The sequence below is a fragment of the Galbibacter sp. BG1 genome, assembly GCF_013391805.1.
In the GTDB taxonomy this organism is placed as follows: domain Bacteria; phylum Bacteroidota; class Bacteroidia; order Flavobacteriales; family Flavobacteriaceae; genus Galbibacter.
The window spans coordinates 895,669-910,958 of record NZ_CP058364.1 but is presented as its reverse complement, the minus strand read 5'-3'; the positions used below and the strand labels follow the sequence as shown (position 1 = coordinate 910,958).

The following is a 15,290-nucleotide window of genomic DNA, read 5'->3' as shown; positions in this document are numbered from 1 at the left end:
ATACTATTTTTTTCTCACTTCGTAGAGGTCGGTTCTGCGGTCTTTTAAAATACGCACGCTTCCGTGTTCGTGGAGTTCTTTTAGCAATTCTATATTTACATCTACCAGCAACGTCATTTCGGTGTTTGGAGTGGCTTCTGCTTTAATTCCATTATTGGGGAAAGCAAAATCTGATGGCGTTAAAACTGCGGCTTGTGCATATTGAATATCCATGTTGTTTACGCGCGGTAAGTTACCTACACATCCTGCAATGGCCACATAACATTCGTTTTCTATAGCGCGTGCTTGCGAACAACTTTTTACGCGGGTATAACCATTCTGGGTGTCAGTTAAAAATGGTACGAACAAAATTTGCATTCCCTCATCGGCCAATAACCTGCTGAGTTCTGGAAATTCCACATCGTAGCAAATAATAATACCAATTTTACCACAATCGGTATCGAACGTTTTTATAACGTCGCCACCTTTCATTCCCCAATGTGCAATTTCATTGGGAGTAATGTGGATTTTGGTATACATTTCTGAAGAACCATCCCGTTTGCATAAAAAACCAGAATTGTAAAGATTGCCATCGATAATATTGGGCATGCTTCCGGTAATGATATTGATGTTGTAGGAAATAGCAAATTCTTTAAATTTTTGATGAATCGGTTCTGTGTACTTGGCCAGCTCCCTAATGGCGTCTGCCTCATTTAAGTGGTTGTAATCTGCCATTAGGGGGGCGGTAAATAACTCTGGGAACAATGCAAAATCGCTTTCGTAACCAGAAACGGCATCGATAAAAAATTCAGCTTGCTCAAATAAGGCATCCAAATTTTTTAAAGGGCGCATTTGCCATTGAATAAGCCCCAAACGGACGATGGACTTTTCAGAATTGATTAGTTTCGGACTCTTATCGTAATAAATATTGTTCCACTCCATAAGCACTGCGTAGTCCAACGAATGGGTATCGCCTTCCAAGTAGTTTTTCATGATTTTCTTTACGTGAAAATCGTTGCTTAACTGAAAGGCCAATACGGGATCGAAAAGCTCTTTCATTCTCACCTTTTCGATGTATTGCTTAGGACTTATGTCATCTGCGTACTTTTTGTAATTAGGGATTCTTCCGGCAAACACAATGGCCTTAAGATTTAATTGCTCCGTTAATTCCTTTCGCTTATCGTATAGTCTTCTTCCCAAACGTAAGCCGCGGTATTTAGGGTGGATAAAGACATCGATTCCGTACAAGATATTTCCTTGGGAATTGTGCGTGGAGAAGGTGTAATTGCCCGTAATTTCTTCGTAGGTATGGTTATCGTCGATGTCTTTTTCGTCTAAAATTAAAGACAATGCGCAGCCCACGACTTTCTCATCTACCAAGACCACCAATTGTCCCTGCGGAAAAATGGTAAGTAATTTTTCAATTTCATGTTCTCTCCAAGGATCATCTTTTAGGTCGCTGTAAGCCTCTATCATAGACGATCTCAATTCTAAATAATCTTCAATTTGAAGATTTCTCAATTCTATTTTACTTATGGTCTCCATAGGATATCAATCATTTTAAATAAGGGTTTACAAACGTTTACAAATGATTACAACCGAATTTAAACGAAAGTAACCAAGTAAGAACCGAGTAAACCATTGCGGCTGAATAATCTTTGCATTGTTCAATTCAGTGAATCGAAAGTACAATTAAAATTCAGTATTAATCTTTTAAATTTTATTATTATGAACAGTTTAAGAAACAGTGTAAAGCTTTTAGGTAATTTAGGAAATGATCCTGAGATTATCAATTTAGAGAGCGGAAAAAAATTGGCTAAGTTTTCCATTGCCACCAATGAAAGTTATAAAAATCAGGCAGGGGAAATTGTTAAAGATACACAGTGGCATAACATTGTGGCGTGGGGGAAGACAGCAGAAATCGTTGAAAAATACCTGTCCCGTGGAAATGAAGTTGCCATTGAAGGAAAGCTTACTTCACGAAGTTATATCGATAAAGAAGGGATAAAGCGGTACATAACAGAAATTAGTTGCAATGAGGTATTAATGCTCGGGAAAACAAGCTAGTTGAGATTGGAAATAAAAATGGCGGATTTTACAAAATCCGCCATTTTTATATGACTTAAGCAGCCGTTTCTTTAAGTAAATCGAAACAGGGGCAACGGTTACACCTTTTCGATTCGCTTTTTTGATATTTATTGCAACATTTAGATTTGAGCCCTTTTTCTTTTAGCTCTTTAACCTTCTTGTTTTTTTTCTTCTCTTTATCTTTTTTCTTTTTACCCAACGGAGATAAATGTTTGATTACCGTGGACAAATATATTTATTTATACTTAATCTAAATAAAATTTAACACTTTTTTCTTCATATTATTCTGGAGGAATGGAAGCCGAACTGGTAACTGTTAATTGCTGAATATCACGATCGAAGAGGTATAATCCGCCTTTATCGTCCCCGATTAAATTAATTTTATCCAGAATAGTGCGTGCCATAGCTTCTTCTTCAATTTGTTCTGCAACATACCATTGAAGGAAATTATGGGTGGAATAGTCTTTTTCTTCTAAAGTTATGTGTACTAAGTCATTAATACTCTCCGAAACAAAAACTTCATGTTCGAATAATTTTTCAAACATTTCCTGAAAACTTTTAAAGGTTACATTGGGTTCTTTTAAAGCAGAAATTTTTGCATGACCGCCCCTTTCATTTATAAACTTTACCAGTTTTAACATATGCTCTCGTTCTTCATGCGATTGGTCGTACATAAACTGCGCAACACCTTCCAGGCCTTTAACCTCTGCCCAACAGGCCATCGCTAAATATATTTGTGAAGATTCTGCCTCTACACGAACTTGTTTGTTTAGCGCCTTTTCTATCTTTTCTTTTAACATGGTGGTCTATTTTCAATAAATTTAAACAATTATTTATTAAAAATCGCTGGAAAGTTAGTATTCCCAACAGTTCAGCCAAGTTATTTTTTAAGAAAAGCTACGGTTTGAATGCCGTGTGCGGCTAGAAAGTTAGAGCCACTCCCAATTGTCCTACCCCAATAGTTAAATCCCAGCTTACATCTTTCTTTTTGGCATTGTATTTCTCTTCGTATTTAGAGTCGAGGTATTTATCTATTGCTTCTACTGTAGCGATGCTTATCGCCACGCTCACCATTACATCAGAGAGCCAATGCGCTCCTTCCCACAGTCTGGAAATTCCCGGGATTAAACCCACGGCGTAAATACCGCCTTTAAGCCACGGATTTTTAAATTGTTTGGCAATGGCATAAGCATTTGTAAATGCTAAAATGGTATGACCCGATGGAAAGGAATGATAATCCTTATCTGATGTAAAAGGGTAAAAAACGTTTTTATCATCTCCACTTCTTGGGCGCGCCCTTCCAAAAGCTATTTTACTTACTTGTTGAAGTAAACCGGCAGCAGAAGCAGAGGATATCAATAACACTCCTGTTCTTCGTAGTTTTTCATTTTTTAGTGCCAAACCTGTTAAATAAACAGCACCCGTGAGCATGTAATTGTTTTGTGGACTCCCATAATACCAACCGTAATCCCTAATTATTTGGGGTACGTGACTAACTTGGGTGGTAAAATATTCACTGGTTTGATTATCGAAAATATAAGCGACGGAGGAAACCCCTGCTACCACCCCAAATTGGGTCCATTGTTTTCTCTCCCAATGAAACGGTCTACTGTAAGAATACAGAATACCTTTAAACATATTTCCGGTGTCGTACTTAAACATTTGCCAACGGGTGGCATCCTTAGACAGAAAGTCTGTGTTTTGGGATTTTGCGGAAATAGATATCAGGAAAACCGCTAATAGTACTATTTTGATATTTAATTGACGCATGAAAATTAAAACTGATTAAAATGCTCAAACTTTTAGAAGTTCATAGACAGTTGAATACGCTTTCTGTCGAGATCTACCTCCATTACTTTCACTTTAACATGCTGTTGTAGCGTTACAATTTCATTAACATCACTTACAAAACCATCGGTGAGTTGAGAAATATGTACAAGGCCGCTTTCCTTTATACCGATATCTACAAAACACCCGAAATTGGTAATATTGTTTACTATTCCCGGTAGAATTTGACCGGTTGTGAGATCCTTGATCGTTTTCACATTCGGGTCGAATTCAAACATCTTTGCTTTTTCACGGGGGTCTATTCCCGGTTTTTCCAATTCCTTGGCAATATCTAAAAGTGTTGGTAGACCTACTTTTTCGGTAGTATATTTTTCAAGAGGGATGCTCTTAATCAAAGCTTGGTTTCCAATAAGGTCTTTTATGCCAACTTTTAAATCGCCTGCCATTTTTTCTACTACTGAATAGCTTTCTGGGTGAACTGCCGAGTCGTCCAATGGATTTTCTGCATCTTTTATCCGCAGAAAAGCAGCACTTTGTTCAAAAGCTTTATTTCCAAGTCTGGGTACATTTTTAATTGCTTCCCGAGTTTGAAAAGCTCCGTTTATATCTCGATAATTAACAATATTTTCTGCTAATTTTTCACCGATTCCGGAAACGTAACTCAAAAGGGATTTACTGGCAGTATTTACATTTACCCCTACTTTGTTTACACAACTTTCTACCACGCGGTCGAGTGATGCCTTGAGCTTTGTTTGGTCTACATCGTGCTGGTATTGTCCTACCCCAATCGATTTAGCATCAATTTTTACCAATTCTGCAAGCGGATCCGATAATCTTCGGCCAATGGAAACAGCCCCCCTAACGGTTACATCGTAGTTGGGGAATTCTTCCCTAGCAATTTTAGAGGCCGAATAAATAGAAGCTCCTGCCTCGCTCACTACAAAAACCTGTACTTCCCTGTCGAATCTAATTTTTTTAATGAGGGTTTCGGTTTCCCTAGACGCCGTCCCATTTCCTATGGCAATCGCTTCTATTTTATAAGCATTAACCAGGGTGCTTATTTTTTTAATGGCCTGGGTAGCTTCTTTACGTGGTTCGTGTGGATAGATAGTTTCGTTATGCACTAATTTACCTTGCTTGTCTAAGCAAACCACTTTGCAACCGGTTCTAAAGCCCGGGTCTATTGCCAAAACTGTTTTTTCGCCAAGGGGCGGACTCAATAGCAATTGCTGCAAATTCTTTACAAACACAGCTATAGCTGTTTCATCGGCATTTTCCTTTGCGTTCGATAAGGTTTCATTGGCTATTGCTGGTGCCAACAATCTCTTAAACGCATCTTTTATGGCAACGGTAATCTCTTTTGCACACTCATTGTTGGATTTTAGTACTTTTTTTTCAATAAAATCGATAGCGCGCTCTTCTTCTACAGAAATTTTTACCTTAACAAAGCCTTCTTTCTCAGCTCTTAGAATTGCCAAAAGACGATGAGACGGACAGCGTTTTAAGTGCTCGTTCCAATCGAAATAATCTCGGAATTTTTGTGCAGCTTCCTCACTGGCTTTAGACTTTACAACCTTAGTGGTTATTTCTGCGAATCTGTTGTATTGGTTTCTTAAAGCGTTTCTAATATCGATACGCTCATTTATCCATTCTGCTATAATATGTCTGGCACCTTCCAAAGCTTCTTCGGGAGAAGTTATTTGGTTTCCAATGTATTTTGATGCAATAAACTCTAAATCATTGGCATTTTGCGCCATTATAATTTTTGCCAAAGGCTCCAATCCATTTTCCCTTGCAGTATCTGCCTTGGTTTTTCTCGTTTTCTTGTAGGGGAGATAGAGGTCTTCTAAATCGACTAGATTATCTAAGGCTTCGATTTTTTTATTTAATTCTGAACTTAAAACCTCCTGTTCTTCCAAAGATTTTAAAATACTTTCCTTTCTCTTTTGAAGCGTTTCAAACTCTTTTTTTAAATTAACGATCTCTCCAACCTGAACTTCATCTAAGTTTCCCGTGGCTTCCTTCCGGTAACGTGAAATAAAAGGGATAGTGCAATCTTGATCGATGAGCGCTACCGTGTTTTCTATACTTTTTTTGGGGATGGTTACCCGCTTTTCTATATAACTTAATAATTGCATTTTCTTGAAATGATGAAACAGTTAAAAAAACAGTTCTTGCGCGACTTTAAAAGTGTTGGTATGCGCATTTACAATGGTTTTAATATCAGGGGAATAACCACCTCCCATGCTGCATTGCACTGGAATGTCTAGTTTTTGGCATAACGAAAGCACCAATTCATCCCTTTTTTTGCAACCATCGATTGTTAAGCCCAGCCTACCAAGTTTATCGCCTTTAATAACATCTACCCCGCATAAATAAAAAATAAAATCTGGTTTCTGGGCGTTGATGAGCTTCGGGAGTTCTTTGTTAAGAATAGAGAGGTATTCCTCATCCCCACAGTTATCGTCTAGGGCAATGTCTAAATCACTTTGTTCTTTTTTAAACGGATAGTTGTTTTTTCCGTGTACGGAAAATGTAAATACAGAGTTATCCCGTTCAAAAATCTCTGCGGTGCCGTTGCCTTGATGAACGTCTAGATCTACCATCAAAACTTTCTTCGCTAGCTTTTGCTGCTGAAGATACCTCGCGGCGATGGCTTGATCGTTCAATAGACAAAAAGCTTCCCCGTGATTTGAATAGGCATGATGTGTTCCACCTGCGATATTCATAGATATTCCATTTTCCAGCGCATGCAAACAACCTTTCATGGTGCCATCGGCAATAATAACTTCTCTTTTAACCAATTCCTCCGAAATAGGAAAACCAATTTTTCGGGCGGCGCTAGGCTTTAGGCTCTGGTTTTTTAGGTCTTCGTAGTATTCGGCTGTATGCACTCTTAAAATATCGTCATCACTAGGCAAGGAAGGTTCGAAAAAGTTTTCCTTGGTACAAACCCCTTCATGCAACAACTGCTTGGGCAATAAATCGTATTTAATCATAGGAAAACGATGCCCCTCTGGTAGCGGATGCTGATAAATTGGATGATATGCTATTTTAAGCATTCTAATTTATGGATTCTCCAGAATTTACATCTTGAGTATCGGGGTTCACGAAAGTGAGTTTACCTTCGGTGTCCTCGGTCATTAAAATCATTCCTTCACTCATTACACCCCTTAACTTTCTCGGCGCCAGATTTACGAGTACCGTAACTTTTTTGCCTATAATGGCTTCAGGTTTAAAACTTTTGGCAATCCCAGAAACGATGGTTCTGGTGTCAATTCCCGTATCTACTTTTAAAACCAGAAGTTTGTCTGCTTTTGGCATTTTTTCAGCTTCTAGAATGGTTCCAACCCTTAAATCTAATTTGGAGAAATCGTCAAAATTAATAATCTCTTTTTGTGGAGCTACTTTTGGGGTATTTTTAGCTTCGGCAGCTCGATTTTCTTTTTTGGTCGCTTCCAATTTATCCAGTTGTTTTTGAATTTCGTCGTCTTCTACTTTTGTAAACAGCAAAGATGCTTTTTCCAGTTTGTGGCCGGCCGGAAGTTGTATCTCCTTCTCGGTTATATCGTTCCATTTCAAATCATTTTCCAAACCATTAAAAGCAAGCATTTCTTTTAGTTTCTTGGAAGTGAATGGTAAAAATGGCTCACTAAGAACTGCTAGCCCAGTGGCGATTTGCAACGCTACATACATAATCGTTTTAACGCGCTCTTCATCCTGTTTGATAACTTTCCAAGGTTCTTCATCGGCTAAGTATTTGTTACCTAACCTCGCTAAATTCATAAGTTCTTGGGATGCTTCCCTAAACCGGTACTTTTCTATGGAGTTTGAAATAATTTCAGGGTATTTTTTCAATTCCTGAAGTGTTTTTGTATCAATATCACTAAAAGCCGCTGGTTCTGGAACGATACCGTCGTAGTATTTCTGACTCAAAACAATAACACGATTGATAAAGTTTCCGAAGATGGCTACCAATTCGTTGTTGTTTCTAGACTGAAAATCCTTCCATGTAAAATCGTTATCCTTGGTTTCTGGTGCGTTTGCCGTTAGGGTATAACGCAATACATCTTGTTTCTCTGGGAAATCTTCTAAATATTCATGCAACCAAACCGCCCAATTTTTGGAAGTAGACAATTTATTGCCTTCCAAATTTAAAAATTCGTTGGCGGGAACGTTTTCTGGTAAGATATATTCCCCATGAGCTTGGAGCATTGCAGGAAAAATAATGCAGTGAAAAACAATATTATCTTTTCCAATAAAATGGATGAGCCTAGAATCTTTCCAATAGGGTTCCCAATCTTTTCCTTCCCGGGCAGCCCATTCTTTGGTAGAGGAAATATAACCGATAGGGGCGTCGAACCAAACATATAAAACTTTTCCTTCGGCACCTTCCACAGGAACTGGGATGCCCCAATCGAGATCCCTGGTTACGGCTCGGGGCCTTAACCCTTCATCGATCCAACTTTTTACTTGACCGTATACGTTAGGTTTCCAATCTTTTTTATGCCCTTTAATAATCCATTCCCTTAAAAATGTGTCGTATTGGTCTAAGGGTAAAAACCAGTGTTTAGTTTCCCTTAAAACTGGAACAGAGCCAGTAATGGTAGATTTCGGTTCTATAAGGTCGGTGGCATTTAACGAGCTCCCACAGTTTTCACATTGATCTCCGTAGGCGCCATCATGCCCACATTTAGGGCATGTACCCACCACAAAACGATCGGCAAGAAACTGTTGTGCTTCTTCATCGTAAAGTTGTTCTGTTACTTCTTCAATGAATTTTCCTTCTTCGTACATTTTTTTAAAAAATTCCGAAGCGGTTTTATGATGGATCTCTGCAGAGGTACGCGAATAATTGTCAAACGAAATACCAAAATCTTCAAAAGACTTTTTTATAATCCCGTTGTATTTGTCAATAATTTCTTGAGGTGTTACCCCTTCTTTTTTCGCTTTCATTGGGATGGCAACTCCATGCTCATCACTTCCGCAGATAAAAGCGACATCTTTACCAATTAAACGCAGATAACGTGCATAAATATCTGCAGGAACATAGACACCGGCCAAATGTCCAATATGAATTGGGCCATTGGTATAGGGCAATGCAGCCGTAATGGTAAATCTATCTTTATTTTGTGGGGTATCGTTATAGTGTTGTGACATTTTCAAAATTTATTGAAGTCACAAAAATAAGGATTTTCAACAGAGTTTAATACGAATTAAGCATAAACAAATAGCACCATTGTTAGCCGGCTAAAATGAGTTGATTTTTTAGGCCATCATGGAGCTAGTAGGAGAACTTAAATCTCCACATTCTTAGAGAAGCTACTATATGTTAAATGGGTAAAATTAGCGCTCCATTTTAGCTCTAAAAACCTTAGGTTTCTAGAGCTTTAAAAACAATGTCAACTAACTTAAAACAATAGATTTACTGTAATTTTTCCCGTTATAAGAAATGCTATAAATATACTGTCCGCGATTAAAGGATTTTTTAGCTGCTTCGGTAATATTTACCTTGTGTTGCCCCTCAAAAGACATTTCGTTTACAATGGTTCCTAGATCTTGTCCAAGAATGTTGTAAAGCTTAATAACCAAATGGGCAGCTGTTGGAACTGTATAATTAACATAGACATTTTTGTCTTCTCCATAAGAAGGGAAATGCTCGAAGGAGGTAGCATTTTCAAACTCTGGTGTTGGAGGTTCTATAACGTCTGGCATTGGGGTGCCGCCATCTACAATGGGGCCTTCCCCTTCGATGGTTGTGTTGTCTGAAGAAGAACATGTGAGACCGAGTCCTAATAAAGTGGCAGTTTGGCCGTTAAGCGCTGCACTCACCAAATTATTATCGATGCAAAGCCATTCGGACATTATAGATGCATAAACATCCCTAAAATCTACAGAAGTCTTTAGGTTGCCTCCCCTTATTAAATCATTAAGGTCTGGATGCTCCCCAATAAAGCCTTGACCTTCCATTCCTGGGCCAAAAAGCAACATAGGTGCCGACGTACCATGGTCGGTACCAAAAGAACCATTTTCGTAGACTCTCCTTCCAAATTCAGAGAACGTCATGCTCAATACACGTTTGTGGTGCCCTCCTGCTTCCAGATCCTGATAAAAGGCATCTACAGAATCAGCAATTTCGGTCATTAAATTTTGGTGTCTCTCTGGCTGCGCAGAATGCGTATCGAAACCACCAATACTAACCATGTATATTTTAGTTCCCAACCCACCTTTAATCAATCTAGAAACCGTTGCCAGTTGTCTTCCCAAAGAACCATTTGGGTATTCTACACTATTTTGTGCAGCTTTAAAGGCGTTGGAAATAATACCAGAATATTCATAGGTTGTATTTGCAGCACCCCTTAAAAAGTATAATTGCTCTTCGTAAGTACAATCTGGAATAAGGTCGCTTAAACTATGTACCACACCCTCTTCCGCAATACGTTCCAGTTCGGTAACGTTATTTATGGTAAATGCATAGTTTACATCATCTCCTTGAAATATTAGATTTCCAATATTTCCTACCTGGATGGCCGCTGGATCTGAAGGCGGATTTAAGAGATAGTTTGAGAAATCTCCGTGATTGTCAAAATATCTACCCATCCAACCAGTATTGGTTCTATTGTTTACATCTGTTGAAGCAAAAATATCTGAAGAGCTAAAGTGAGACATATTATGATTCTCGTAACCCACACCATGAACTACTTTCATACCGCCCTCTCCCCATAGTTTTTCCAGATTTTCCATATACTTAGGCATATAGAAAGCATCGTTCAAACGGGTAAGGTTGTTAAACGGGATGTGTATTTTAGGTCTAAAATTTGCGTATCTATCAAAATCGTAGGCTGGAATAATAGTATTCAGTCCATCGTTACCACCATTCAACCGTATTAAAATTAGAATATTGTCATTTTCTGAAGCTTCCAAAGCAGCCGTAAGCGGAGAGGGTGATGAGGCCGATAAAATATTTCCACCAAGGAGCATGGAGCCAGATCCTGCAAGACCTAAAGCTTGTAAAAAAGAACGGCGAGTCCATTTCTCGTGTTCTTCATCGTGTTTTTCTTTATTGTTAAACGGAGTATAATGTTGATTGCACATGAGCTTGTAGGTTATTTAAGTTGAAATTCTGGCTGTTTGATAAGGTGCTGTAAAAGGTCTAGAACCTGTTTGGATGCGTAAGAGGAAAGTAAGTTCCAAGAGCCATCCTCAAAATAATTCTCGGGAACATCACTTTTAAAAATATCGGTAGCAATTTCATAATCTTCTGGGGAATGAAATCCTAAAGGTAAAAACCAATCTACAATTTTTCGAGTGATATCTTCTGGATCAATATTACCGGGGCCACCGGCGAGGTCTATGGCTAGGTTCGAAAATTGATCTTCGTTGAGCGCATAGGTTTCATTTAAATAAAATTCGAGCATTTTCCATCTGCCAATAAGCGTACTAGGCCCAATCCAGTCGCGATCGCGTTGCCATCCTGCCACATCAACAGGATTAAAAACCTCTTGGCCTATCATGCGGCAAATATTTACCCCATCCAAAACCATATCGTTGGTGGTTTGAAAACCTGTTTCGTTGGTGAAATTATAAAACACATCGAAATGACTTTTTATAATAACTCCTTTAGCTTCCTCATCGAAGAAATGCTGACTCGCAAATAACTGCGCCAATACCGGAGCCAATTCAAAATCGTTAGCGATAAAAGTGGCTGCCAGATCTTGTGTTATTTCTGGAACTTGTAAGGGGTTTACAAAAAACTCATAAAGTTTTCCACAGACAAAAGTGGCAATTTCATTGGGTCTTTCTGCAAATAATATATTAATCACATCGTCGTATCCCCAAGCACCAGTTTGTCCAAAAATGGTTTTACTTTTAGTATCAAATGCATTTGGATTAAAAAGAATAGGTCCGCAACCTTCATCGCGTTTTACGTAACCTGTTAAGGCACGTGCTGTTTCTTTAATATCTTCTTCGGTGTATCCAATACCTTCTCCCATGGTGAAAAGTTCGTACAATTCCCGAGCATAGTTCTCATTGGGATTCCCTTTTCCACTTTTGTCCCCATTCAAATATTTAAGCATTGCATTGTTTATGCCTATATCGTATACAAACGTTCTAAAATTTCCTAAAGAGTGCGTTTGTAGTAAGGTGATATATTCATATAGATAAGAAGGACAATCGTATTCCCGCAATTCTGTAACAAAGTGGTTGTGCCAAAAGAAACTCATGCGATCCCGCAAGTTATTGATGCGTAAATCGGTTACATAAGCTTCTTTCCATTGACTAATTTGGGTTCTTTTTATATCTCTGCTCTCGTCCCCATCTTCAGGATAAAAAGTATTGTCCCAAGTAGACCACTCAGGTTCTTCTGTTAAAGGCATGTTTATGGCTTCCTCAATAACTTCGGTCGCCAATTGGGTGGCAGATTTACCAATATGAGATTGTAAGGTGCCAAAAGGAACTCCAAAACCAGCTCTCCTGTACAAGTGCAAAATTTGTTTTTCCTCTAAAGGTTGAGTAAAAGGAGCTAAGGAGGCTGTGTTACAGTTGGTTTTTGCTAGCATTCTTTTTAGGTTTTTAGTAGAACATGGGTCAACTTAAATAATATACGGTGAGTATCTTAAAAAAGATGACGTTCATAATAATAATTTAGGGCGCTTAAAAGTAAACAATTTTTCTAAAGTATTAAATACTTTGTTGTTAACTAATGGTTTTAATACCAGAAAATTATATATTAAGACATTATTTCCTATAAGGAATCTTAAAAATATGGCTACGCATAACGAATTTGGTAAGAAGGCAGAAAAAATGGCAGTAGAGCTTTTAAAGAGTAAAGGCTATGATATTTTGGAGATAAATTATTTTTACGATCGGGCGGAAGTAGACATTATTGCCGCCATAAATAATAGGATAGTAGCAGTGGAGGTTAAGGCACGTAGCTCATCCTTTTTTGGTGATCCACAGAGCTTTGTAAATAAAAAAAAGATAAAGTTGATGGTAAAAGCGATGGACTTTTATCTGAATGAAAATAACATTGATTTGGAAACGCGTTTCGATATTGTTGCAGTAGTAAAGAATAAGGATAAATATGAGATCGAACATATTGAAGATGCCTTCTATCATTTTTGAATTGTTATAAATAAAACATTTCGTTTTATTTTTTGTTTTTGAAAAAAAGTTGACTTAATTTTACTGCTCCTAAAACCAAACCAGATAATGAAAACAATTTCATCCATTGTAGAAAACTACATTAAGTCGAAACCTTTTTTACAGAGCGCCTTGGCGCAAGGGATTATTAATCTTACCTCTCTTTCCAGAAACATTAAGCCAGAGATTGAAGAACAATTAGGAAAGGATGTGCGTAATGGAGCTATTGTCATGGCGCTAAAAAGACTTTCCTCTGAATTGGAATTTCGCGCTACTCACCGAATCCTCAAGGTTTTAAAAAACATAGGGGAGATTACTGTGCGTTCATCTTTAATAGACTACACATTTTTATTATCCGACACCATTTTAAACAAGCAAGCACGGTTATTGCAGGAAATTACGGATAATAAAGATGTTTTTTATACTTCTTCCCGTGGGGTGAACGAAACCAATATTGTGGTGAGCGACTCCATGAACGATATCGTGGAAAACATTTTTAAGGATGAGAAGCTGACTCAAAAAATAGATAAACTTTCCTCCATAAGTGTAAAGCTTCCAGAAGAAAATGTTGTTATACCTGGAATCTATTATTTTATTTTTCAGCGATTGGCGTGGGAAGGTATTATTTTGCATGAAGTAATTTCTACTACCAACGAATTCACCATTATCGTTGGGGAAGACCAAATTGATGTTGCTTTTAAGGTGATTAAAGACTTAAAAGGACTTTAGGCGCTATTTTACGAGTTAAAAATTTAGTTTTACCTCACAAACTCTATCTCTATATAATCTATGGAAGTATGAAGAGTTCAAAAAGTTGCTCGCACAGCTTAAAAGGGTTTGAGAATTTGTCTATTGCTGCTTAACCGCATACCTTTCTGGTTTAAGGATAAGATTTTAAGTTTTTGGGAAACGGTTTATTGAGAATTGAACTCTTTGAATGTCTACTGAAAAATAAGTTTTAAGCTGCTTAAAGCTTCGCAAAAAATTTACAAATCGTCAATCGATTTTTTTAGATCTTCCAAAGTTTCGGGCTTTGCGAGAATTCTTTTACTGTTATCCAGTAAAAAATAAGTAGGGGTGGCCATAATGCTGTATTCCACAGCAGTTTGATTATCCCACTTTCCAGCTCCAAATACATGGATGAAATCTGGATAGTTTTTAATAGTGTCTTTCCATGGGTGTTCATCGTCTTCTAAACCAAAAGCTACTACTTGAAGCTGCTTCGTGCTTACATTGTGTGAATTTAAAAAATCTTTCACTTCTGGAATTTCCTTTAAACAATGCGAGCAAGTGCTGCTCCAAAAAATAAGCAAATAGTTGTTGGCCTCCTCCAAATCGTACAAAGTTTGGGAGTTACCAAGATTAAAATTAGGGACTTTGGCCCCAATCCCAGTTTTTTGAAAGGCATTTATGGCCATAATTAATTTTTGGTCGTTATAAGCTTTGGCCAATTTCAATAAATAAGTGTCGGCTATATAATTGGCAACCTCAGCATTTTCTTCTTGCGAAAAATCGTTCCACAAAGACTCCATAATCGATTTTTTTACACTGAAATTATCATCCACTTTAGAGGCTATAAAATCGATATTCTCTTTGTATGCTTTGTCATTTTCTTTTTCGGCAAACCGAAATACATAAATGGTTGATGCATTTATTAAATATTCTGACTGCTGTAAAACCGGATCATTAAAATCAATATGATTAAAAAAATGATCCTTTTCCAAGCTGATGTATTGCTTTAAGGAAATCTTTTTCTTTGGAATGGGAATACGGCCAGTTTTTATAAAATGATGTGCAATCATACCTTCACTCTCTGTTTCATAAGTGTTTTGAACCGCGTCTATTGCATGAAAGACATTCAAAAATGTTTTTTCTGAGACATTTGGTTTGAATACTTCACCAAGTAGTGCTTTTGCCTCATCGGCTTTGGTATTGTATTCTTGCAAAAGCAGATTTTCTTCCGAAGTTAAAAAGGTGGCACCTTCGGTTAGAACATATTCAAAGGAGATATTTTCTTTTCCGTTGAAGATAAAATCGAAGTAATATTCATCTTGAGGAACTCCAAAAACGAGCCTGTACATTCCAGCTTTAAAATCTTTTTCCAAAGGAATTTCCATAGCACCTTCTTTATTTATAGAGGTGTAAGAGATATACGCTGGAGCTTTGGCGGTAACCTGATATAGGAAAACTTGGCTAAATTTCTCTTTTGGGTTAAAAGTACCAGAGATTTTAAATTGTGCTAAGGTAAATAATGGGATAAGTAAAAAAAGAATGCTAATTTTTTTCATTGG

Annotated in this window: 12 protein-coding genes; 3 read left to right on the top strand and 9 right to left on the bottom strand. The window is 37.6% G+C overall.

Annotated features, from left to right (window positions below):
- Nucleotides 1–3: 3 nt before the first annotated feature.
- A complete protein-coding gene (locus tag HX109_RS03985; protein WP_178949913.1) occupies nucleotides 4–1,524 on the bottom strand; it encodes a carbon-nitrogen hydrolase family protein in 1,521 nt (506 codons plus the stop codon).
- A 183-nt stretch (nucleotides 1,525–1,707) separates the two neighbouring features.
- Between HX109_RS03985 and HX109_RS03980 the strand changes: the two genes are divergently transcribed.
- Complete coding sequence (locus tag HX109_RS03980; protein WP_178949912.1) at nucleotides 1,708–2,046, top strand: single-stranded DNA-binding protein; 339 nt, start codon at nucleotides 1,708–1,710, stop codon at nucleotides 2,044–2,046.
- 302 nt (nucleotides 2,047–2,348) lie between these two features.
- On the opposite strand, the gene HX109_RS03975 is transcribed toward HX109_RS03980, so the two are convergent.
- The 7 genes from HX109_RS03975 to HX109_RS03945 all read right to left on the bottom strand — a co-directional run bounded on the left by HX109_RS03975 (nucleotide 2,349) and on the right by HX109_RS03945 (nucleotide 12,416).
- Nucleotides 2,349–2,867 carry a ferritin gene (locus HX109_RS03975; RefSeq protein WP_178949911.1) on the bottom strand — a complete coding sequence of 173 codons (519 nt, stop codon included), beginning with the start codon at nucleotides 2,865–2,867 and terminating at the stop codon, nucleotides 2,349–2,351.
- 121 nt (nucleotides 2,868–2,988) lie between these two features.
- Nucleotides 2,989–3,837 (bottom strand): phosphatase PAP2 family protein, encoded by an 849-nt coding sequence (locus tag HX109_RS03970; protein ID WP_178949910.1) that lies wholly within the window; start codon nucleotides 3,835–3,837, stop codon nucleotides 2,989–2,991.
- A gap of 32 nt (nucleotides 3,838–3,869) precedes the next feature.
- Nucleotides 3,870–5,993 (bottom strand): Tex family protein, encoded by a 2,124-nt coding sequence (locus HX109_RS03965; protein WP_178949909.1) that lies wholly within the window; start codon nucleotides 5,991–5,993, stop codon nucleotides 3,870–3,872.
- A gap of 21 nt (nucleotides 5,994–6,014) precedes the next feature.
- The gene (locus HX109_RS03960) at nucleotides 6,015–6,917 is read right to left on the bottom strand and encodes a histone deacetylase (RefSeq protein WP_178949908.1); all 903 of its coding nucleotides are present in this window, start codon (nucleotides 6,915–6,917) and stop codon (nucleotides 6,015–6,017) included.
- Between the two features lies 1 nt (nucleotide 6,918).
- Nucleotides 6,919–9,015 (bottom strand): methionine--tRNA ligase, encoded by a 2,097-nt coding sequence (gene metG / locus HX109_RS03955; protein WP_178949907.1) that lies wholly within the window; start codon nucleotides 9,013–9,015, stop codon nucleotides 6,919–6,921.
- 246 nt (nucleotides 9,016–9,261) lie between these two features.
- Nucleotides 9,262–10,950, bottom strand: a complete 1,689-nt coding sequence (locus HX109_RS03950; RefSeq protein WP_178949906.1) for a DUF1501 domain-containing protein — start codon at nucleotides 10,948–10,950, stop codon at nucleotides 9,262–9,264.
- Between the two features lie 11 nt (nucleotides 10,951–10,961).
- Complete coding sequence (locus HX109_RS03945; RefSeq protein WP_178949905.1) at nucleotides 10,962–12,416, bottom strand: DUF1800 family protein; 1,455 nt, start codon at nucleotides 12,414–12,416, stop codon at nucleotides 10,962–10,964.
- A gap of 205 nt (nucleotides 12,417–12,621) precedes the next feature.
- Here HX109_RS03945 and HX109_RS03940 point away from each other — a divergent pair, with 205 nt between their 5' ends.
- Together HX109_RS03940 and HX109_RS03935 are read left to right on the top strand one after the other, a co-directional pair.
- Nucleotides 12,622–12,981, top strand: coding sequence for a YraN family protein (locus HX109_RS03940; protein ID WP_178949904.1), 360 nt, complete (start codon nucleotides 12,622–12,624; stop codon nucleotides 12,979–12,981).
- An 87-nt stretch (nucleotides 12,982–13,068) separates the two neighbouring features.
- Complete coding sequence (locus HX109_RS03935; RefSeq protein WP_178949903.1) at nucleotides 13,069–13,728, top strand: aspartate kinase; 660 nt, start codon at nucleotides 13,069–13,071, stop codon at nucleotides 13,726–13,728.
- A gap of 257 nt (nucleotides 13,729–13,985) precedes the next feature.
- Here the strand turns inward: HX109_RS03935 and HX109_RS03930 are convergent, their stop codons facing one another.
- Entirely contained in the window at nucleotides 13,986–15,287 is a 1,302-nt protein-coding gene (locus HX109_RS03930) for a TlpA family protein disulfide reductase (protein ID WP_178949902.1), read from the bottom strand.
- Between the last annotated feature and the right edge of the window lie 3 nt (nucleotides 15,288–15,290).

What these genes read in the sequence shown, in the direction of transcription:
- HX109_RS03975 (WP_178949911.1), bottom strand. Translation starts at nt 2,867, where the DNA reads ATGTTAAAAGAAAAGATAGAAAAGGCGCTAAACAAACAAGTTCGTGTA.
- HX109_RS03940 (WP_178949904.1), top strand. Translation starts at nt 12,622, where the DNA reads ATGGCTACGCATAACGAATTTGGTAAGAAGGCAGAAAAAATGGCAGTA.
- HX109_RS03950 (WP_178949906.1), bottom strand. Translation starts at nt 10,950, where the DNA reads ATGTGCAATCAACATTATACTCCGTTTAACAATAAAGAAAAACACGAT.
- HX109_RS03945 (WP_178949905.1), bottom strand. Translation starts at nt 12,416, where the DNA reads ATGCTAGCAAAAACCAACTGTAACACAGCCTCCTTAGCTCCTTTTACT.
- HX109_RS03980 (WP_178949912.1), top strand. Translation starts at nt 1,708, where the DNA reads ATGAACAGTTTAAGAAACAGTGTAAAGCTTTTAGGTAATTTAGGAAAT.
- HX109_RS03935 (WP_178949903.1), top strand. Translation starts at nt 13,069, where the DNA reads ATGAAAACAATTTCATCCATTGTAGAAAACTACATTAAGTCGAAACCT.
- metG (WP_178949907.1), bottom strand. Translation starts at nt 9,015, where the DNA reads ATGTCACAACACTATAACGATACCCCACAAAATAAAGATAGATTTACC.
- HX109_RS03930 (WP_178949902.1), bottom strand. Translation starts at nt 15,287, where the DNA reads ATGAAAAAAATTAGCATTCTTTTTTTACTTATCCCATTATTTACCTTA.
- HX109_RS03960 (WP_178949908.1), bottom strand. Translation starts at nt 6,917, where the DNA reads ATGCTTAAAATAGCATATCATCCAATTTATCAGCATCCGCTACCAGAG.
- HX109_RS03985 (WP_178949913.1), bottom strand. Translation starts at nt 1,524, where the DNA reads ATGGAGACCATAAGTAAAATAGAATTGAGAAATCTTCAAATTGAAGAT.
- HX109_RS03965 (WP_178949909.1), bottom strand. Translation starts at nt 5,993, where the DNA reads ATGCAATTATTAAGTTATATAGAAAAGCGGGTAACCATCCCCAAAAAA.
- HX109_RS03970 (WP_178949910.1), bottom strand. Translation starts at nt 3,837, where the DNA reads ATGCGTCAATTAAATATCAAAATAGTACTATTAGCGGTTTTCCTGATA.